This is a genomic window from Streptomyces sp. NBC_01016, assembly GCF_026341035.1.
Lineage (GTDB): Bacteria > Actinomycetota > Actinomycetes > Streptomycetales > Streptomycetaceae > Streptomyces.
Genome location: NZ_JAPEOQ010000001.1, coordinates 2,353,336 through 2,371,090 on the forward strand (window position 1 = coordinate 2,353,336; position 17,755 = coordinate 2,371,090).

20 protein-coding genes are annotated in these 17,755 nt (G+C 70.5%); 10 read left to right on the forward strand and 10 right to left on the reverse strand.

Features of this window, described 5'->3' with window-relative positions:
* Positions 1-37: 37 nt before the first annotated feature.
* The 3 genes from OG746_RS11090 to OG746_RS11100 all read left to right on the forward strand — a co-directional run bounded on the left by OG746_RS11090 (position 38) and on the right by OG746_RS11100 (position 3,421).
* Positions 38-1,444, forward strand: a complete 1,407-nt coding sequence (locus tag OG746_RS11090; protein ID WP_266713964.1) for a family 2B encapsulin nanocompartment shell protein — start codon at positions 38-40, stop codon at positions 1,442-1,444.
* Between the two features lie 112 nt (positions 1,445-1,556).
* Entirely contained in the window at positions 1,557-2,660 is a 1,104-nt protein-coding gene (locus OG746_RS11095; protein WP_524540397.1) for a family 2 encapsulin nanocompartment cargo protein polyprenyl transferase, read from the forward strand.
* A 161-nt stretch (positions 2,661-2,821) separates the two neighbouring features.
* Positions 2,822-3,421 carry a GNAT family N-acetyltransferase gene (locus OG746_RS11100; protein ID WP_266713966.1) on the forward strand — a complete coding sequence of 200 codons (600 nt, stop codon included), beginning with the start codon at positions 2,822-2,824 and terminating at the stop codon, positions 3,419-3,421.
* 55 nt (positions 3,422-3,476) lie between these two features.
* Here the strand turns inward: OG746_RS11100 and OG746_RS11105 are convergent, their stop codons facing one another.
* The 3 genes from OG746_RS11105 to sodN form a co-directional block, all read right to left on the reverse strand.
* The gene (locus OG746_RS11105) at positions 3,477-4,361 is read right to left on the reverse strand and encodes an NAD(P)-dependent oxidoreductase (protein ID WP_266713968.1); all 885 of its coding nucleotides are present in this window, start codon (positions 4,359-4,361) and stop codon (positions 3,477-3,479) included.
* A gap of 46 nt (positions 4,362-4,407) precedes the next feature.
* A complete protein-coding gene (locus OG746_RS11110) occupies positions 4,408-5,232 on the reverse strand; it encodes an ATP-grasp domain-containing protein (RefSeq protein WP_266713970.1) in 825 nt (274 codons plus the stop codon).
* A gap of 170 nt (positions 5,233-5,402) precedes the next feature.
* Positions 5,403-5,798 carry a superoxide dismutase, Ni gene (sodN, locus tag OG746_RS11115; RefSeq protein ID WP_266713972.1) on the reverse strand — a complete coding sequence of 132 codons (396 nt, stop codon included), beginning with the start codon at positions 5,796-5,798 and terminating at the stop codon, positions 5,403-5,405.
* 191 nt (positions 5,799-5,989) lie between these two features.
* Between sodN and sodX the strand changes: the two genes are divergently transcribed.
* Complete coding sequence (gene sodX, locus OG746_RS11120) at positions 5,990-6,442, forward strand: nickel-type superoxide dismutase maturation protease (protein ID WP_266713974.1); 453 nt, start codon at positions 5,990-5,992, stop codon at positions 6,440-6,442.
* Here sodX and OG746_RS11125 read toward each other — a convergent pair.
* Positions 6,337-6,975 (reverse strand): CGNR zinc finger domain-containing protein, encoded by a 639-nt coding sequence (locus OG746_RS11125; RefSeq protein ID WP_266713976.1) that lies wholly within the window; start codon positions 6,973-6,975, stop codon positions 6,337-6,339. The two genes, sodX and OG746_RS11125, sit on opposite strands and share 106 nt — an antisense overlap.
* A gap of 95 nt (positions 6,976-7,070) precedes the next feature.
* Here OG746_RS11125 and OG746_RS11130 point away from each other — a divergent pair, with 95 nt between their 5' ends.
* The gene (locus OG746_RS11130; RefSeq protein WP_266713978.1) at positions 7,071-7,841 is read left to right on the forward strand and encodes a class I SAM-dependent methyltransferase; all 771 of its coding nucleotides are present in this window, start codon (positions 7,071-7,073) and stop codon (positions 7,839-7,841) included.
* A 177-nt stretch (positions 7,842-8,018) separates the two neighbouring features.
* On the opposite strand, the gene OG746_RS11135 is transcribed toward OG746_RS11130, so the two are convergent.
* The 3 genes from OG746_RS11135 to OG746_RS11145 all read right to left on the reverse strand — a co-directional run bounded on the left by OG746_RS11135 (position 8,019) and on the right by OG746_RS11145 (position 10,758).
* The gene (locus OG746_RS11135) at positions 8,019-8,771 is read right to left on the reverse strand and encodes an amino acid ABC transporter ATP-binding protein (RefSeq protein ID WP_266718864.1); all 753 of its coding nucleotides are present in this window, start codon (positions 8,769-8,771) and stop codon (positions 8,019-8,021) included.
* Between the two features lie 8 nt (positions 8,772-8,779).
* Complete coding sequence (locus tag OG746_RS11140; RefSeq protein WP_266713980.1) at positions 8,780-9,727, reverse strand: amino acid ABC transporter permease; 948 nt, start codon at positions 9,725-9,727, stop codon at positions 8,780-8,782.
* A gap of 71 nt (positions 9,728-9,798) precedes the next feature.
* The gene (locus OG746_RS11145) at positions 9,799-10,758 is read right to left on the reverse strand and encodes an ABC transporter substrate-binding protein (protein WP_266713982.1); all 960 of its coding nucleotides are present in this window, start codon (positions 10,756-10,758) and stop codon (positions 9,799-9,801) included.
* 564 nt (positions 10,759-11,322) lie between these two features.
* Here OG746_RS11145 and OG746_RS11150 point away from each other — a divergent pair.
* The 4 genes from OG746_RS11150 (at position 11,323) to OG746_RS11165 (ending at position 14,555) form a co-directional block, all read left to right on the forward strand.
* The gene (locus OG746_RS11150) at positions 11,323-12,537 is read left to right on the forward strand and encodes an NAD(P)-dependent malic enzyme (RefSeq protein WP_266713984.1); all 1,215 of its coding nucleotides are present in this window, start codon (positions 11,323-11,325) and stop codon (positions 12,535-12,537) included.
* Positions 12,538-12,714: 177 nt separating this feature from the next.
* A complete protein-coding gene (locus OG746_RS11155) occupies positions 12,715-13,677 on the forward strand; it encodes a zinc-binding dehydrogenase (RefSeq protein ID WP_266713986.1) in 963 nt (320 codons plus the stop codon).
* A 107-nt stretch (positions 13,678-13,784) separates the two neighbouring features.
* A complete protein-coding gene (locus OG746_RS11160; protein ID WP_266713988.1) occupies positions 13,785-13,994 on the forward strand; it encodes a helix-turn-helix domain-containing protein in 210 nt (69 codons plus the stop codon).
* 3 nt (positions 13,995-13,997) lie between these two features.
* The gene (locus tag OG746_RS11165) at positions 13,998-14,555 is read left to right on the forward strand and encodes a Clp protease N-terminal domain-containing protein (RefSeq protein WP_266713990.1); all 558 of its coding nucleotides are present in this window, start codon (positions 13,998-14,000) and stop codon (positions 14,553-14,555) included.
* Between the two features lie 7 nt (positions 14,556-14,562).
* Here OG746_RS11165 and OG746_RS11170 read toward each other — a convergent pair whose 3' ends face one another.
* Both OG746_RS11170 and OG746_RS11175 read right to left on the reverse strand, forming a co-directional pair.
* Positions 14,563-15,552, reverse strand: a complete 990-nt coding sequence (locus tag OG746_RS11170; RefSeq protein WP_266713992.1) for a PadR family transcriptional regulator — start codon at positions 15,550-15,552, stop codon at positions 14,563-14,565.
* A 1-nt stretch (position 15,553) separates the two neighbouring features.
* Complete coding sequence (locus OG746_RS11175) at positions 15,554-16,474, reverse strand: DUF4097 family beta strand repeat-containing protein (protein ID WP_266713994.1); 921 nt, start codon at positions 16,472-16,474, stop codon at positions 15,554-15,556.
* 169 nt (positions 16,475-16,643) lie between these two features.
* Between OG746_RS11175 and OG746_RS11180 the strand changes: the two genes are divergently transcribed.
* Entirely contained in the window at positions 16,644-17,483 is an 840-nt protein-coding gene (locus OG746_RS11180; RefSeq protein WP_266713996.1) for a hypothetical protein, read from the forward strand.
* 19 nt (positions 17,484-17,502) lie between these two features.
* Here the strand turns inward: OG746_RS11180 and OG746_RS11185 are convergent, their stop codons facing one another.
* Positions 17,503-17,691 (reverse strand): DUF6104 family protein, encoded by a 189-nt coding sequence (locus tag OG746_RS11185; RefSeq protein ID WP_266713998.1) that lies wholly within the window; start codon positions 17,689-17,691, stop codon positions 17,503-17,505.
* Positions 17,692-17,755 lie beyond the last annotated feature (64 nt).

The following is a 17,755-nucleotide window of genomic DNA, read 5'->3' on the forward strand; positions in this document are numbered from 1 at the left end:
CCGCGCAGGTCAGTTCATGATCGGGAGGGCATTGCACATGTCGGTAGGCGAAGAGGTCCGCGAGCAGACCCCCGGACCGCAGAAGAGTCTGGGCACGTCCGCGGCGCGGAACCTGGCCACGACCACCAAGTCCGCACCGCAGATGCAGGAGATCAGCTCCCGCTGGCTGCTGCGGACGCTGCCCTGGGTGGATGTGAAGGGCGGCACGTACCGGGTCAACCGACGGTTGAGCTATTCGGTCGGAGACGGACGCGTCACGTTCGTGAAGACGGGGGACGACGTCAGGGTCATCCCCGCCGAGTTGGGGGAGCTCCCCGCGCTGCGGGGTTATGAGGACGAGGACGTGCTGGGCGAGCTCGCCCAGCGCTGCACCCAGCGGGAGTTCGAGGCCGGCGAGCTGATCGCCTCGTTCGGCAGCCGGGCCGACGAGGTGTTCCTGCTCGCACACGGACGCGTCGAGAAGGTCGGCACCGGTCCCTACGGGGACGACGCGGTGCTCGGAGTGCTGGCCGACGGCGCGTACTTCGGCGATCAGGCACTGCTCGACGAGGAGAGCATCTGGGAGTACACGGCGCGAGCGGCCACCGCGTGCACCGTGCTCACGCTGCCGCGCGGCGACTTCGAGCAGGTCGCCGAGCGCGCCGAATCGCTGCGCGACCACCTCCAGCAGCTGCGCTCGCTGCCCGAGCAGCGGGCCAACTCGTACGGCGAGAAGCAGATCGACCTCGCGGCCGGACACGTCGGGGAAGCGGTCCTGCCCGGGACCTTCGTCGACTACGAATCCGCGCCGCGCGAGTACGAGTTGAGCGTCGCCCAGACCGTGCTGCGCATCCACTCGCGCGTCGCCGATCTCTACAACCAGCCCATGAACCAGACGGAACACCAGCTCCGGCTCACGGTCGAGGCGCTGAAGGAGCGCCAGGAGCACGAACTCATCAACAACCGGGAGTTCGGCCTGCTCAGCAACTGCGAGTACGAGCAGCGCCTGCAGCCGCACGACGGCGCGCCGAGCCCCGACGACATGGACGAACTGCTCAGCAGGCGGCGCGGCTCCAAGCTGTTCCTCGCGCACCCGAAGGCGATCGCCGCGTTCGGCCGCGAGCTCAACAAGCGCGGCCTGGTCCCCGAGAGCATCGACGTCGGCGGGAACCGCATCCCGACCTGGCGCGGGGTGCCGATCTATCCGTGCAACAAGATCCCGGTCTCGGACGCGCGGACCACATCCATCATCTGCATGCGTACGGGAGAGGAGGACCAGGGCGTCATCGGGCTGCGCCAGTCCGGCATCCCGGACGAGATCGAGCCGAGCCTGTCCGTGCGGTTCATGGGCATCAGCGAGCAGGCGATCATCTCGTACCTGGTGACGACGTACTACTCGGCGGCGGTTCTGGTGCCCGATGCGCTCGGAGTGCTGGAGAACGTCGAGGTCGGCAGGTGGCGGTGACGAGCCGCGCCCCGTTCGCCGTGTCCCCGTCCGACCGGGCGGGTACACCGAGGAGGTACGCGCCCACCCATAGCGGAACCGCCACCGTCCGCGCCCTTTCGGGGGTGAGTCCATGACACAGCCGGCCGTGAGAGAGCAGACGCGCGTGGCAGCAGAGGCGACCGGGGCGGCCGCGGCACAGGGGTACGAGGCGCAGGAGGCATCGGAGATCCTGGCGCAGGCCAGAACCGCCGTCGACCCCGAGCTGCGGCGGGCAGTGGACGCCCTGCCGGTGTCGATGCGTCGCGTCGCCCGCTACCACTTCGGTTGGGAGCACGCCGACGGCACGCCCGCCACGGGGAACGCGGGGAAGGCCGTGCGGCCCGCCCTCGTGCTCGCGGCGGCGCGGGCCCTCGGCGGGCGGCCCGAGCGGGCGGTGCGGGCGGCTGCCGCCGTGGAGCTGACCCACAACTTCACGCTGCTGCACGACGACGTGATGGACCGGGACGCCACGCGCAGGCACCGGCCCACGGCGTGGACCGTGTTCGGGGACGCCGACGCGATCCTCACGGGCGACGCGATACAGGCCCAGGCGCAGCGCCTGCTCGCAGAGGAGGGCCACCCGGCGGCCACGGCCGCGGCCGCCCGGCTCGCGGCCTGCGTGGTGGAGCTGTGCGAGGGCCAGGCCGTCGACGTCGCCCTGGAGGGGCGGGACCCGGCGGACGTGTCCCTGCCGGAGACGCTGGCCATGGCGGAGGCCAAGACCGGGGCGCTGCTCGGCTGCGCCTGCGCGGTGGGCGGCCTGTACGCGGGGGCAGGCGAGGAGGAGGTCGAGGCGCTCGACGCGTTCGGGCGTTGTGCAGGACTGGCGTTCCAGCTGATCGACGACGTGATCGGGATCTGGGGCGACCCGGTCCGCACCGGCAAGCCGGCCTGCGCGGACCTGGCCGTACGCAAGAAGTCCCTGCCCGTGGTCGCCGCGCTCGCCTCCGGCGGTGCGGCGGCGGACGAACTGGCGGCGTTGTACGGGCCGCCGGGACCGAAGAAGGAAGGAGTGGCGGAACTGGAGGCGATCGCGCTGGCAGTGGAGCGGGCCGGTGGCCGGGACTGGGCGCAGACCCAGGCCGCGGACCACATGTCCCGCGCGGTCGACCGGTTGTCGCACGCGGTTCCGGTGCCGGAGGCGGCGGACGGCCTGCTGTCCCTGGCGGAGTTCGTCACGCGCCGCGGGTACTGACGCCTGCCGGTCGGGGTGCCGTGATCGCTTACGGCACCCCGGAGGCGGCCTCGCGGAGCGGGGTGGGGTGGTGGCGGAAGGCGCGGCGGTGGCGCAGGAGGTGATCGTCTAGAGTGCCAACGGCCGTGCAAGGCAAGCGGGTTGGGTGAGGGGCGATGTGCGTGGGCGTGGGAATTCGGCGGGCCGGGGAGGCGGACCGGGATCTTGTGGTGCGGCTGCTCGACGAGGCGTTCATGGACGACCCGGTCAGCGGCTGGGTGTTTCCCGGTGAGCAGCAGCGCCGGGAGCGGCACTCCGGGCTCATGGCGGTGTTCGCGGATGCGACGTTCGCGGACGGATATGTGGATCTCACCGAGGACGGTTCGGCCGTCGCGCTGTGGATGGACATGCCGGCCGAGCCGGAGGACGAGGGCGACGAGGACGTGCCCGCGCAGGTGCGGGCGGCCGTCGATCCCGACAACGTACGGGTGGAGCAGATAGCCCGGTGGACGGCGCAGGCGCATCCCGTGGGCCGGGCGCACGCCTACCTGTGGATGATCGGCGTCACGCCCGAGCGGCAGGGGCAGGGCCTGGGGACCGCGTTGATGGCGCCGGTGCTCGAGCGCTGCGACCGCGAGGGGCTGCCCGCCTACCTGGAGGCCAGCAACCCGCGCAGCCGGGAGCTGTACGGGCGCCTCGGGTTCGTCTTCACCGGCACGGCGATCGAACTGCCGGACGGGCCGACGGTCTGGCCCATGTGGCGGGAGCCGGACGCCGGCTGACGCCGCAGTGAGCAGACCGCAGTGAGTGAGCAGATCGCCGTAAGCAGGACATCGGTCAGGCGTCAGGGAAGCTCGCGAAGTATGTCGCGGCCATGTCCTCCTCGCCGTGTCCCTGCTCGGACGCGCGCTGGAAGCGGTCGCGGGCGGCCGCCACCGCGTCCACGCGGATGCCCGCGCGCTCGGCCGCGGCGAGCACCAGGCCCGCGTCCTTCGCCGCGTTGTCCACGGAGAAGCTGGGGGTGTAGTCGTCGCCCCGGATGGCCGCGGACTTGGTCTGGAAGTACCCGCTGTCCAGCGGGCCGCCGGTGATGGCCGCCACCAGGTCGTTCGCGTCCACGCCGAGCCCGTGGGCCAGCGCGAGGGCCTCGCCGACGCCCGTGGTCAGCGCGAGCACCCAGGAGTTGAGGGCGAGCTTGAGGCGGCTGGCCGCGCCCGGCCTGCCGTCGCCGACCCACAGCGTGCGGGAGCCGATGGCGTCGAAGAGCGGCTGGGCGCTCGCGCGCGTGGTGTCGGCGCCGGCCGCGAGCACGGTCAGCGTGCCCTGCTCGGCGGGTTGCCGGGTGCCCAGGACGGGCGCGTCGACCAGCAGGAGCCCGGCGCGGGCCGCGTACTCGGCGAGCTCGTCGATGCCCTCGCCCACGGTTCCGGACTGCACCCAGACGGTGCCGGGCTTCGGTGTGGCCTCCTGGACGACGTCCAGGGTGCGCGGACCGTCGGGCAGGACGGTCACGACGACATCGGCGTCCCGGGCCGCGTCGGACGGGCTGTCCGCGACCGTCACGCCGTCGGCCGCCAGCGGCTCGGCCTTCGTACGGGTCCGGTTCCAGGCCCGCACGGTGAACCCGGCGCGCGCCAGATTGCGGGCCATCGGCGCGCCGATCGTGCCGGTGCCGAGCACGGCGACGACGGGGCCTGCGGTGGACGGGGCGGTGCTGCTCATGAGCGAACTCCCTGGGTGCGGTGTGTCCTCCGTGCGTGTCTCCACCTCAGACGCTAGCTCGTACCGAGGCCTCCATCGCGGTCACGAACGACTCCCGCGTCGCCTCGTCCACCAGGTCGAGCGAGAGGTACGGGTTGAGGTCCTCCAGCTCCACGAGGAGTAGCTCGCCGTCCGGAGCGCGGCAGGCGTCGACGCGCTGGATGCCGTGCGGGAGCGTGTTCCACTCGACGAAGGTGCGGGCGAACTCCCGGTCCGCCGCGGTCGGTTCGTACGGGCGCAGTTCCCAGCGGCGCGCCGGATCGGGCGCGTACAGGGCGTAAAGCAGCTGGTCGTCGACGAAGTAGAACGAGACCTCGTACTGGAAGTCGATGCGCGGCTGCACCAGCAGGCCGTCCCCGTACGGGAGTTCGGCGAGCTCGGCGGCGGGTACGACGCGCAGGCCTATCGAGTCCGCGCCCAGCTTCGGCTTCGCGATGTACGTGTCGGCCTTCGGCAGCAGGGCCAGGTCCGCCGCCCGGTCGGCCGTCGGGATGACCGGATACCCGGCCGTGGTCAGGTCCAGGAGGTACTGCTTGCCGGCCATGTCGGCGCGCCCGGTCAGCGGGTTGTAGACGTTCGTGCCGCGCTCCAGGGCCCGCGCGCGGAACGCGTCGTACGCCTCCTGGTAGCCGAGCACCGGGCCGCTGTTGCGGACCACGACGGCGTCGAAGCCGTCCATGAGCGCGGTCGCGTCCAGGGGGTGGCACAGGGCGAGGTCGAACGCGGAGCGCAGCCGGGAGGTGAGGTAAATGTCCTCGTCGCAGTAGCGGCGCCCCTGTGCGGGATACGCGAGATCGGTGACGTAGAGGACGCGGGGCCGGCGCGGGGACAAGACGGGACTCCTGATGGTGCCAAAGGGGTGACGCCGGGGGAGCGCGGCGCTTCGGGGGACGCCGAAGGGGCCCGGCCGAGCGGCAGTGCCGTTCGGCCGGGCCCCTTCAGTGGTTCACTGACCCGCGGGGGTGCACCGCCCGCCGGTCGTCGATGTGAACAGGGCCTGGATCAGGCCTTCTTGGTCTCCCAGAAGATCTTGTCGATCTGGGCGATGTAGTCCAGAGCCTTCTGGCCCGTGGCCGGGTCCGACGAGCCCTTGGCGGCCGAGAGGGCCTTGAGGGTGTCGTTGACCAGCTGGTGCAGCTCCGGGTACTTCTCGAAGTGCGGCGGCTTGAAGTAGTCGCTCCAGAGCACCGAGACGTGGTGCTTGGCGAGCTCGGCGCGCTGCTCCTTGATACCGATGGCGCGCGTCTGGAACTGCGCGTCGTCGTTGGCGGCCATCTTCTCCTGGACGGCCTTGACCGACTCGGCCTCGATGCGGGCCTGGGCGGGGTCGTACACGCCGCAGGGGAGGTCGCAGTGGGCGCTGGCCTTCACCTTGGGGGCGAACAGGCGGGAAAGCATGTAGCTGTTCCTTCCTCGTGATCGTCTTCTCGGGTGCGACATTACTCCGTGGGGAACGGCTTTTCTCGGGTGCCCCCGGCGGCTTAGGACAAAAGTCCGGGGCGAGACTGGGACTGGTGGAGGATGGGACCCTAAGGGCACCGGACCTACGGGCCGGCGGGAGCAGCGGTGGGAACCGGGGAGGTTTTCTGATGCCCGAGGCGATCGAGGAGATGCGCGAGGCGAAGGTGCCGTTTCAGATCATCGAGGTGGAGGGACCTTCCATGGTCCCGACGCTGTACCCCGGTGACTGGATGCTGGTGCAGCACGGCGCGCGGGTGCGGGCGGGCGACGTGATCGTCCTGCGCCACCCCTTCCAGCAGGATCTGCTGGTGGTGAAGCGGATCGCCGAGCGGCGCGAGGGCGGCTGGTGGGTGCGCGGCGACAATCCGGGCGCCGGTGGCGACAGCACGGTGTACGGGGTCGTGCCGGACGAGCTGGTGCTCGCGAAGGTGCGCGGCAGGCTGCGGCGCCGCAGGCCGTGGGTCGAGGGCGAGGGTCAGCGTTCGGTGACGGCGGTGCTGTCCTGGGTCTTCTCGGCGGTACGTCCCGTGCTGGCGGACCGGTCGGGGCGGTCGGCCTCCAAGCGCTTGCGGGCCCGGTAGGCGGCGACGTTGGCGCGGGTCGCGCAGCGGTCCGAGCAGTAGCGCCGGGAGCGGTTGGTGGACGTGTCCAGGTAGGCGTTGCGGCAGGGCGTCGCCTCGCACAGGCCGAGGCGGTCGACGCCGTACTCGGTGAGGTGGAAGGCGAGGCCCATCGCGGCGATGGCGGCGTAGCCGGCCGTCGCGTTCGACGGGTGGTCGGACAGGTGCAGGTGCCACAGCGGGCGGCCGTCGTCGTCACGATGGTTGTGGCCGGAGATCTGCGGGCTCACCGGGAACTCCAGGAGCAGTGAGTTCAGCAGGTTCACCGCGAGTTCCTCGTCGCCCCCGTCGGCCGCCTCGAACACCGCGCGCAGCCGCCCTCGTACGCCCCTGAAGCGGGTCAGGTCGGCGTCCGCGGCGCGGCGGGCCGCCTCCTTGTTGGCGCCGAAGAGCTCGCGCACCGCGTCCACCGACGTCAGGGAGTCCTTGCCGCGATTCGGTTCCTCGGTGTTGACGAGGCGCACGGCGTAGTCCGAGTAATAGGCCAGTTCCACTTGTAGTCCTTACCGGGGCGCTCTATCGTCTTGTCGAGCGAGGGTAATACTTGCTCGCGCTGTCAGGGTATTACAGGGGATCAGGGGAGGGCTTCATGGCCGAGACCGCTGCCAACACTCGTACCACCGACTGGCGCGCCTGGCAGGAGAGCTGGGACCGGCAACAGGAGTGGTACATGCCCGATCGCGAGGAGCGGTTCCGGGTGATGCTCGACATGGTCGAGGCGTTTGTCGGGTCCACGCCCCGGGTGCTCGACCTCGCGTGCGGCACGGGGAGTATCACGGACCGGCTGCTGAGCCGGTTCCCCGGTGCCACGAGTGTGGGGGTCGACCTCGATCCGGCGCTGCTGGCCATCGCGCGGGGCACGTTCGAGGGGGACGAGCGGGTCCGGTTCGTGACCGCCGACCTCAAGGATCCGCGGTGGACCGAGGCGCTGCCGCACGACTCGTACGACGCGGTGCTCACCGCCACCGCCCTGCACTGGCTGCACTCCGAACCTCTCGCGACGCTCTACGGTCAGGTCGCCGGGCTCGTACGCGACGGCGGCGTGTTCATGAACGCGGACCACATGATCGACCAGACGACGCCGAGGATCAATGCGGCGGAGCGAGAGTTGCGGCATGCGCGGATGGGGTCGGCGAAGGCCTCCGGCGCGGTGGACTGGGCGGAGTGGTGGGGGCTTGCCGCGGCGGATCCGGTGTTGGCGGGGCCGACGGCTGAGCGGTTCGAGATCTACGGGGAGCATGCGGATGGGGACATGCCGTCGGTGTCCTGGCATGCGGGGGCGCTTCGCGGGGGTGGGTTCGGGGAGGCGCGGGCCGTGTGGTGTTCGCCGTCTGACGCGGTGGTGCTTGCCGTGAAGTAAGCCCCCGCGGCGACGGCGTTGAGGTCTCGGGGCTCTGCCCCGGACCCCGCTGCTCAATCGCCGCAGGGGCTTGAATGGCTCACCCGCCGCCGAAAGGCCTGCTCAATCGCCGCAGGGGCTTGAATGGCTCACCCGCCGCCGAAAGGCCTGCTCAATCGCCGCAGGGGCTCTAAATGCCTACAGGACCTTCGACAGGAAGGACTGGGTGCGTTCCTGTTGGGGGTTGGTGAGGACCTCGCGGGGGTCGCCGGCTTCGACCACCACGCCGTCGTCCATGAAGACGAGGCTGTCGCCGACCTCGCGGGCGAAGCCCATCTCGTGTGTGACGACGATCATCGTCATGCCGGACTCGGCGAGGTCGCGCATGACGTCGAGGACCTCGCCGACCAGCTCCGGGTCGAGCGCGGACGTCGGCTCGTCGAAGAGCATCAGCTTCGGGTCCATCGCCAGCGCGCGGGCGATCGCCACGCGCTGCTGCTGGCCGCCGGAGAGCTGCGAGGGGTAGCTGTCGGCCTTGTCGGCGAGGCCGACCCGCTCGAGCAGTTCCTTGGCCCGCGTACGGGCCTGGGACCTCGACTGCTTCTTGACCTGGACCGGCGCCTCCATGACGTTCTCGACGGCCGTCATGTGCGGGAAGAGGTTGAAGCGCTGGAACACCATGCCGATGTCCCGGCGCTGCTGCGCGACTTCCCGGTCCCGCAGCTCGTACAGCTTGTCGCCCTGCTGCCGGTAGCCGACCAGGTGCCCGTCGACGTAGAGCCGCCCGGCGTTGACCTTCTCCAGGTGGTTGATGCAGCGCAGGAACGTCGACTTGCCGGAGCCGGAGGGGCCGATGAGGCAGAAGACCTCGCCCTGCTTGACCTCCAGGTCGATGCCCTTGAGGACCTCTACGTGACCGAAGGACTTGTGGACCTGTTCGGCCTTGACCATGGCCTCACTCATGCCATGCCTCCGTTCGGACGGCCCAGGGAGATCAGCGTTCCGCGCACCTTCTGCCAGGGCGTGGACGCCAGTTGGCGGCTGGTGCCGCGCGCGTAGTACCGCTCGATGTAGTACTGGCCGACGCTGAGGATCGACGTCATGATCAGGTACCAGGCGGCGGCGAGGAAGTACATCTCCACCGGCGAACCGGACTGCTGGCCGATGTCCTGGGCGGCCCGGAACAGTTCGACGAACTGCACCATCGACACCAGGGACGTCGTCTTCAGCATGTTGATGACTTCGTTGCCCGTGGGCGGCACGATCACGCGCATCGCCTGCGGGATGATCACGCGGCGCAGCGTCTTGCCGTGGCTCATGCCGAGCGCGTGCGAGGCCTCGGTCTGGCCCTCGTCGACCGACTGCAGGCCGGCGCGGCAGATCTCCGCCATGTACGCGGCCTCGTTGAGGCCGAAGCCGAGCAGCGCCGTCAGGAACGGCGTCATGAAGGACGACCAGTAGTCCTTGTAGATCGGCCCGAGGTTGATGTACTCGAAGACGAGGCCCAGGTTGAACCAGATGAACAGCTGGACCAGGACCGGGGTGCCGCGGAAGAACCAGATGTAGAACCAGGAGATGGAGCTGGTCACCGGGTTCTTCGACAGGCGCATGACGGCGAGCACGATGCCGCCGACGATGCCGATCACCATCGCGAGGACGGTGAGGAGCAGCGTCTTCAGGGCGCCGGTGACGATCCGGTCGTCGAAGAAATAGTCCGGGATGGCGCTCCAGTTGATCTTGCCCTGGCCGAAGGCGTACACGATCAGGGCCAGCAGGGCGATGGCGATGAACGCCGAGAGATACCGCCCGTAGTGCCGCACCGGGATCGCCTTGATGGCTGCCGGCGGGGCCGCGGGCGGCGGCGTGTCCTGGGGGCCGCCGCCCGTCTTGTCTATGTCAACAGACACGGATGTTGCCTTTCACGACGTCGCGGACGTCCATGACGTGAGCCGCGCGGTCAATGACGTGGAACGCGCGGTCACTTGCCGCCGTTGAGGGTCGCCGACTTCACGGCACCCGCCTCGACGCCCCACTTGGCGATGACCTTGTCGTACTCGCCGCTCTTGATGATCGCGTCCAGCGCGGCCTTGATGGCGTCGCGCAGCTGCTTCTGGTCCTTGGAGACCGCGACGCCGTACGGGGCGGCCTCGACCTGGTCGCCGACGAGCTGGAAGTCCTTGCCACCGCCCGCGGTCTTGACCGCGTACGCGGCGACCGGGAAGTCGGAGGAGCCGGCGTCCGCGCCGCCGGAGCGCAGACGGGTCTGCGCCTGCTGGTCGTCGTCGAAGGACTGGATGCCGAGCTTCTTGCCGCTCTTGCACTTCTTGGCCTGCGACTTGGCGAGGTCGTGGGAGACCGTGCCGCGCTGCACGACGATCTTCTTGCCGCAGAGGTCGTCCCAGGTCTTGATGCCCTGGGTCTTGCCCTTCGGTGTGTAGATCGAGACGCCCGCGTTGAAGTAGTCGACGAAGTCGACGCCGTCGCCGACCTTCTTGCCGGTGTCGGAGTCGACGCCGTTCTGACGGTCCTTGGTGTCGGTCATGGCCGACATGGCGATGTCGTAGCGGTTCGACTTCAGGCCCGTGACCAGGGTGTCGAACGTGGCGTTCTGGAACTGGAACGTCACGCCGAGCTGCTTGCCCATCGCCTTCGCGAGGTCGGGGTCGATGCCGATCGCCTTGCCGGCCTTGTCCTTGAACTCGACGGGCGCGTACGCGATGTCGGAGCCGACCCGGATGACGCCCTTGTCGCGGATCTCCTTCGGCAGCTTGTCCGCGAGCGGCGCGGACGTGGACCCGGACTTGGTGCTGTCGTCGGACTTGGTCTGGTCTCCGCAGCCGGTCAGCAGCAGAGTGCCGGCGACCGCGATCGCGCCGACCGCGGCTATCCGGGACTTCGCGGACTTCGCGGTCGTGCGCTGGGTGGTGCTTGCGGTCATTGTTGGTTCCTCCGGCGGGTGTGGGAGTTGCCGTGCTGGTCGCCTTGGCACACGCCTTCGGGTGTCGCGACCTCGTGTGATGAGGCATCTTGCCATTCGGACTTGCCGATTCAGGAGGTCAGGCATGTCAAAATCGGGTAACGGGTGCCCGAAGAGTGCCAACGACCCCCGGTTTCAGGGTGCATGGGGGGTACAGCATCTGCGGAACTTCCGCCCCACGACCGGAGATCCTCCGGCGGACCGCCCGCCGTCTCACCATTCGGGCGGACTTCCCTCGTTTTGTGCGATCGACTTGTGGACTTGTCCATATATTCGGCTATGAGTCATGTCACCGGGGCGTGATCGATCACGGGCGGGCTCGTCCCGGACACCGCCCGTCAGGTAAGAAGGATCCTTACACCCCTCATCCGGGGCTCAGGGCGCGCGTGCGGCGCGTCCGTCGCGCAGGTGCCCACAGGGCGGCCCACGACAGGACCGTCCGGCGCGTGCGCGGTGCCCGCCCGTCCCTCAATCAGGGACGGAACCACCCTCAACCTGTGCAACATGACTTAAGGGGTCAGAAAAGTGGCAGCGGAGATCGTCAACCCTCGCAGCGACGCGAGTACCGGCAACGAGGGCTCCGACGAGCCCTTCGATCCGGCTTTCGCGCTGCACCGTGGCGGCAAGATGGCCGTGCAGGCCACCGTGCCGGTCCGCGACAAGGACGACCTGTCCCTGGCGTACACGCCCGGCGTCGCGAAGGTGTGCAGCGCGATCGCCGAGCAGCCGGAGCTCGTCCACGACTACACGTGGAAGTCGAGCGTCGTGGCCGTCGTGACGGACGGTTCAGCCGTTCTCGGACTCGGTGACATCGGTCCCGAGGCCTCCCTCCCGGTGATGGAGGGCAAGGCCATTCTCTTCAAGCAGTTCGGTGGCGTGGACGCGGTGCCGCTCGCGCTCTCGACGAACGACGTGGACGAGATCGTCGACACCGTCGTGCGCCTCGCCCCGTCCTTCGGCGGCGTGAACCTCGAGGACATCTCGGCCCCGCGCTGCTTCGAGATCGAGAAGAAGCTCCAGGAGCGCCTCGACATCCCGGTCTTCCACGACGACCAGCACGGCACGGCCGTCGTGACGCTGGCCGCCCTGAAGAACGCGGCCCGGCTCAGCGGGCGGACGCTCGGCGAGCTGCGTGCCGTGATCTCCGGCGCCGGTGCTGCGGGCGTCGCGATCGCGAAGTTCCTTCTTGAGGCGGGCCTCGGCGACGTGGCGGTCACGGACCGCAAGGGCATCGTCAGCCGGGACCGCGAGGACCTCACGCCGGTCAAGCGTGAGCTCGCCGAGATCACCAACAAGGCGGGCCTGTCCGGCTCCCTCGAGGACGCCCTCGCGGGCGCCGACGTCTACATCGGTGTCTCCGGCGGTACGGTCCCCGAGCCCGCGGTCGCCTCCATGGCGCCGGGTTCCTTCGTGTTCGCGATGGCCAACCCGAACCCCGAGGTGCACCCCGACGTCGCGCACAAGTACGCGGCTGTCGTGGCGACCGGGCGTTCGGACTTCCCGAACCAGATCAACAATGTGCTCGCGTTCCCCGGCATCTTCGCCGGCGCGCTCCAGGTCCGGGCCTCCCGGATCACCGAGACGATGAAGATCGCCGCCGCCGAGGCGCTGGCCGCGGTGGTCGGCGACGAGCTGTCCGCCGAGTACGTGATCCCGTCGCCGTTCGACGAGCGGGTGGCGCCGGCGGTTACGGCGGCGGTTGCCGCTGCGGCTCGGGCGGAGGGTGTGGCGCGCCGGTAGCTTTCGGCTCGCTCGGCTTGCTTGGCTCGCTCGCCTTGCTTGGCTTGCTCGGCTCGTTTGGTGAAGGCCCCGCCTCTGGCGGGGCCTTTCCCGTGTTGGTGGCGTTGGTGGCTACGGGACGTGTGTCACAGGTGGCGGAGGTTCCCCGGCCAGGGGACGGCGCCTATCGTCAAGGTCATGTTCGCCGCCTACGCAGCCCGAATCGACCGTGATCAGCCGCTGAACGGCCTGGAGTTGGGGGAGCGGCCCGCCCCCGAGAACCGGCCCGGCTGGACCACCGTGAACGTCAAGGCCGCCTCCCTCAACCACCACGATCTGTGGTCGCTTCGCGGGGTCGGCCTGGGGGAGGAGTCCCTGCCGATGATCCTCGGCTGCGACGCCGCCGGGATCGACAGCGAGGGCAACGAGGTCGTCCTGCACTCCGTCATCGGCCAGACCGGTTACGGGGTCGGGCCCCGCGAGAAGCGCTCGATCCTCACCGAGAAGTACCAGGGCACCTTCGCCGAGCAGGTCACCGTGCCCGAGTGGAACGTGCTGCGCAAGCCTCGCGAGTTGTCGTTCGAGGAGGCCGCGTGCCTGCCGACCGCGTGGCTCACCGCGTACCGGATGCTCTTCACCAACGCGGGCGTACGTCCCGGTGACTCGGTCCTCGTGCAGGGTGCGGGCGGCGGGGTCGCGACGGCCGCGATCGTGCTCGGCAAGGCGGCGGGGCTGCGGGTCTTCGCGACCAGCCGTGACGAGGCGAAGCGCAAGCGGGCCCTGGAGCTCGGTGCCGAGGAGGCCGTGGAGACGGGTGCGCGGCTGTCGCAGCGGGTGGACGCCGTGATCGAGACGGTGGGCGCCGCCACCTGGTCGCACTCCGTCAAGTCCCTGAAGCCGGGCGGGACCCTGGTCATCTCGGGCGCGACGAGCGGGCCGAACCCGCCCGCCGCGGAACTGAACCGGATCTTCTTCCTCGAACTCAAGGTGGTCGGCTCCACCATGGGGTCCAAGGACGAGCTGGAGGACCTGCTGTCCTTCTGTGCCGCCACGGGTGTCCGGCCGGTGATCGACGAGGTGCTGCCGCTGGACCGGGCCCGTGAGGGCTTCCAGAAGATGGCCGGCGGCGAGCTGTTCGGGAAGGTCGTGCTGAGCGTCTGACGCGGCGCTGGGAGGGGCGTGCCGGTGGTCTGCCGGGGCGCCCCTTTTTCGCGTCCAGATTGTCAACTGCGGTTGACGCCTGATGCCCGTCAACCTACATTGACAACATGACTGATGCGACGGATCTCGCCGAGCAGGCGGGGGCCCGCGATCCGCGGGTCGGGCTGCGGGCGGTCGCCGCGTTGCGGCGGCTCCTTGAGCAGCTGGAAGCGGTACAGGTGCGCAGTGCGCGCAATCAGGGCTGGTCGTGGCAGGGGATCGCGGCCGAACTCGGGGTCAGCCGGCAGGCCGTGCACAAGAAGTACGGGAGGCGATGAACGATGTTCGAGAGGTTCACCCAGGGTGCGCGGGACGTGGTGAAGGGGGCCGTCGCCCAGGCCGAGCGGGAGCGTGCGGAGCGCGTCGACGAGGGGCACGTGTTGCTCGCGCTCCTCGACGGGAGTGGGACGCGCGGCGCGTTTGCGCTCGGGGCGCTCGGGGCGGATACGGAGGAGCGGCGTGCGTCGATCGGGCGGGCGCTTGCGGGGGTTCGGCGCAGGGCGGGGCTTTCGCGGGCCGACGCGGAGGCGCTTGCGGGGATCGGGATCGATGTGGAGGAGGTCGTTTCGCGGGTCGAACAGGCCCATGGTGAGGGGGTGTTGACCGGTGGGCGGCGGGTCGGTGGGCGGCGGCCGTTCAGCCGTGAGGCCAAGGGGGTGCTCGAATCCTCCCTGCGTATCGCCCTCGCTCACCACGACCGGGCGATCGGCGACGAGCACGTGCTGCTCGCGCTTGCTACCCGGCCGGGTGTCGCCTCCGAGGTGTTGGCGGAGCACGGGGTGACCGTGGCGGGGATCGAGCGGGTGCTGTACGGGGGCGGGGAGGCGGTGGCGGGCTGAGCCGGGCCTACGCCTTCGGTGTCCGTAGGGTCGCGCCGATGCGGGTCGCCGCCTCCGTCAAGTGGCGGCGGGCCTCGCCGAGTTGGGAGTTCGTGACGCCGTGGTCGCGGGCCGCGTCGCGGATGTCGTCACGGAAGCGGTCCAGGAGGCGGTCCAGGTCGCGGGCCGGGTCGCCGCTGGTGGAAGCGTCCTCCGTCGCCCAGGACGGAACGTACTCGGTGGGCACCTCGTCGCTCGGCGGGCGGTACTGGGGCTCGGCCGGGGCCGTGGGTCCGGCGTCCTTGCTCCAGGACTTGCCGAACTCGCCGAATTCCTTGGCCAGTTCCGTGAGGCCCTCGCGCACCCCCGTCGGCCAGTCGCCGCGCGTGAAGTGGACCTGCACCTGCTCCTGGACGCGCTTGGCCATGCGCTGGAAGTCCTCCGCCGCCTGCGCCCGCACCTGCTCCTGCGACTCCTTGGCCTGGCGGCGCGCCCGCTGGGCCTCCTCGCGGGCCCGGCGGCTCTCGTCCTTCGCGCGCCGCGCCTGCTCCTTCCACTCGTGCTTGGCGCGCCGCACCTCCTCCTTGGTGGCGTCCCAGGCCTCCTTGTTGGTGAAGTCACCCGGTCCCGTGCGGGTCCGGGACGCGGCGGCACGCACCTCGCGGCGCAGATCGCCCGCCGCTCCCCGCACGTCGTCCCTGATCTCCGCCGCCAGCTCGGCCACGGACTCGCGGATCTCCAGCTCGAGGTCGGCCAGCTCGCCGCTGCGATCCGCCAGTTCGGCACGGCCCGCTTCGGTGATCGCGTAGACCTTCCGGCCGCCCTCCGTGGTGTGCGTGACCAGGCCCTCGGACTCCAGCTTGGCGAGGCGCGGGTAGACCGTGCCGGCCGAGGGCGCGTACAGCCCTTGGAAGCGCTCTTCGAGCAGACGGATCACCTCGTACCCGTGGCGCGGCGCCTCGTCGAGCAGCTTCAGCAGGTAGAGGCGCAGGCGGCCGTGGGCGAAGACGGGGGGCATGTCAGAGCACCTTCTTGTCGGCGGGGGCAGCGGGGGCAGCGGGGTCGGCAGGGGCGGCGGGGTCGGCGTCCCCCGGCTCGGGGGCGTCCGAGGGCTCCGGAGGGTGCGGGGCCTCTTCCGATGGGGGCCTGCGCAGCAGGGCGATCGATCCGGAGACCGTCGTCGCCTTCAGTTTGCCGGTGCCCGCGCCCAGGCGGCCGGTGATCTTGTGCGCGCCCCAGGAACCCGCCACCCGCAGGCCCTCAAAAGCGTTCGACACCGCTCCGCTCGCTGTGTTCGCCTCGACCTCCGTGTCCGCCGGGTGCGGGATGCGGATGGCGATCTCACCGGAGACGCTCGTCAGGCTCACGTCCGTGGGCCCCGCGGGGTCCAGGTCCACGATCATCGACCCGCTCACCGTGTCCGCCTTCACGAAGGAGCCCGAGCCGTCGACGACGGTCAGGTCCCCGGAGACCGAGTTGAACCGGAGGTCGCCGGTGACCGCCTGCGCCTCGACGCCACCGGACACCGTGCTGGTGCGCACCGGGCCCGTGACACCGACGAGTGTCGTGTCGCCGGTGACGCCCTTCACCTCCGTGGGCCCCTCCGTGCCCGAGACCACCGCGCCCGCGCCCACCACGCCGACCTCGACCCGCGTGTCCGCCGGCACCGCGAGCGAGACGACCGCGCTGCGGTTCCAGCCCTTGCGGTCGAGCCACTTGAGGAAGCCCTTCCAGGGCAGATCGTCGTACGCGACGGTGAGGGTGCCGTCCGACTGCGTCACGCGCAGGGGCGGTCCCTCGATCTCCGAGACCTCCAGACGGGCCGGGCCCTCGGCCGTCCCCACCACATTCACCGCACCACTCACGATGCGTACGTGCAGGGCCGACACCGGCTCGTCGAAGACGAGCTTCTGCGGCTCCGTGACGGACCACTCGGTCATGGTGCGACCTCCTCGACGGCCGGGAGTGAACGCGCCATATCGCGTTCTCTGTCAAACACGATATATCGCGGTTGGGGAAAGTCAAGACTGTCGCGGAAGTCCGTGCCCCGACGCCCGGTAGGCCGTCCAATTGCTGCGGTAATGCACCGACTTGCCCTAGCGTGGGGCCATGTCGTCCCTCGAACCCGCCGGTGCGCTGCTGCTCTGCCGTGCCGAACCGTCCGTCGTCGGGCCCGCCGCCCAGCTGCTGCGCGAGCGGATGCTGCTCACCCGCGCCGGACGTGAGTGGAGCGTCCTCGTACCCGAGGCGAAGCCGTGGCTGTCCATGGAGGACGGCGGCGGTGAACCCGTCGACCGGGTGCTCGGCGGCTGGGCGGGCGCGCTCGCCGTCGGCGCGACCTGGCCGGTGCTCGCGCTGTGGTGGGACGCCGACCGCAGCGGGTTCACGCTGGCCTCCGGGTTCCGCCGCCCCGTCGGTTACGAGTGGCTGGCGAACGGCACCCCGGTCGGCGAGGCCGAGGCGCTGCGCACCTTCGCGGCGCGCCTGGGCCTGGATCCCGTACTCGACCTGCAGGCCCTCGAAGCCCTCGCGAAACCCGACACCGGCGACAGTGCGGCCGACGCGCGCGCCCGCATGCTGGGTCTGCTCGCGGTGCTCACCCGCACCGGACTCGCCCTCCCCGCAGGACTGACCCCCGGCGAACCCGCCGACCGGCTGCGCGAGGTCGCGCGGATCCAGCCGGACGCGCAGCAGATCAGCTGGTCGGGCTGGCGCGACGCCGTGCACGCCGAGCTCGATGTCGTGGAGGCCACGAGCGTCGGCCCCTGGCTGCGCGGACCCAGGGCGCGGCTGATCGTGGCCGCCCAGCTCGCGGCCGGGCTGCCGCTCACCGTGCACGGCCTGCGGCGGCGCAGCGGCGGCTGGACCACCGCCGGGGCGCTTCTCCTGCTGCACGGGGCGCTCGGGTTCGCGTACGACAGGATGCGCGCGGCACGTAGGGCCGGTTAGTCGGATAGCCGGTTGGCGCCTACTCGTCGTCGTCCTCGTCCTCGTCGTCGAGCCGCGCCAACCACGTGGCGAGTCGCTCCACCGGGACCTCGAAGTCCGGGTTGAGGTCGACGAACGTCCGCAGCTGCTCGGCGAGCCACTCGAAGGTGACCTCCTCCTCGCCTCGCCGCTTCTCCAGCTCTTCGATGCCGCGGTCCGTGAAGTACATGGGGCTGTTTCTCCTGCGTGCGGGGCCCGCGCGGGCGCGCGGGCGTGGTGTGACTGCCCACCCA

Coding starts and splice junctions, on each gene's coding strand:
- OG746_RS11090 (WP_266713964.1), top strand. CDS start 38: ATGTCGGTAGGCGAAGAGGTCCGCGAGCAGACCCCCGGACCGCAGAAG.
- OG746_RS11095 (WP_524540397.1), top strand. CDS start 1,557: ATGACACAGCCGGCCGTGAGAGAGCAGACGCGCGTGGCAGCAGAGGCG.
- OG746_RS11105 (WP_266713968.1), bottom strand. CDS start 4,361: ATGAGCAGCACCGCCCCGTCCACCGCAGGCCCCGTCGTCGCCGTGCTC.
- sodN (WP_266713972.1), bottom strand. CDS start 5,798: ATGCTTTCCCGCCTGTTCGCCCCCAAGGTGAAGGCCAGCGCCCACTGC.
- sodX (WP_266713974.1), top strand. CDS start 5,990: ATGCCCGAGGCGATCGAGGAGATGCGCGAGGCGAAGGTGCCGTTTCAG.
- OG746_RS11130 (WP_266713978.1), top strand. CDS start 7,071: ATGGCCGAGACCGCTGCCAACACTCGTACCACCGACTGGCGCGCCTGG.
- OG746_RS11135 (WP_266718864.1), bottom strand. CDS start 8,771: ATGGTCAAGGCCGAACAGGTCCACAAGTCCTTCGGTCACGTAGAGGTC.
- OG746_RS11145 (WP_266713982.1), bottom strand. CDS start 10,758: ATGACCGCAAGCACCACCCAGCGCACGACCGCGAAGTCCGCGAAGTCC.
- OG746_RS11155 (WP_266713986.1), top strand. CDS start 12,715: ATGTTCGCCGCCTACGCAGCCCGAATCGACCGTGATCAGCCGCTGAAC.
- OG746_RS11160 (WP_266713988.1), top strand. CDS start 13,785: ATGACTGATGCGACGGATCTCGCCGAGCAGGCGGGGGCCCGCGATCCG.
- OG746_RS11165 (WP_266713990.1), top strand. CDS start 13,998: ATGTTCGAGAGGTTCACCCAGGGTGCGCGGGACGTGGTGAAGGGGGCC.
- OG746_RS11170 (WP_266713992.1), bottom strand. CDS start 15,552: ATGCCCCCCGTCTTCGCCCACGGCCGCCTGCGCCTCTACCTGCTGAAG.
- OG746_RS11175 (WP_266713994.1), bottom strand. CDS start 16,474: ATGACCGAGTGGTCCGTCACGGAGCCGCAGAAGCTCGTCTTCGACGAG.
- OG746_RS11180 (WP_266713996.1), top strand. CDS start 16,644: ATGTCGTCCCTCGAACCCGCCGGTGCGCTGCTGCTCTGCCGTGCCGAA.
- OG746_RS11185 (WP_266713998.1), bottom strand. CDS start 17,691: ATGTACTTCACGGACCGCGGCATCGAAGAGCTGGAGAAGCGGCGAGGC.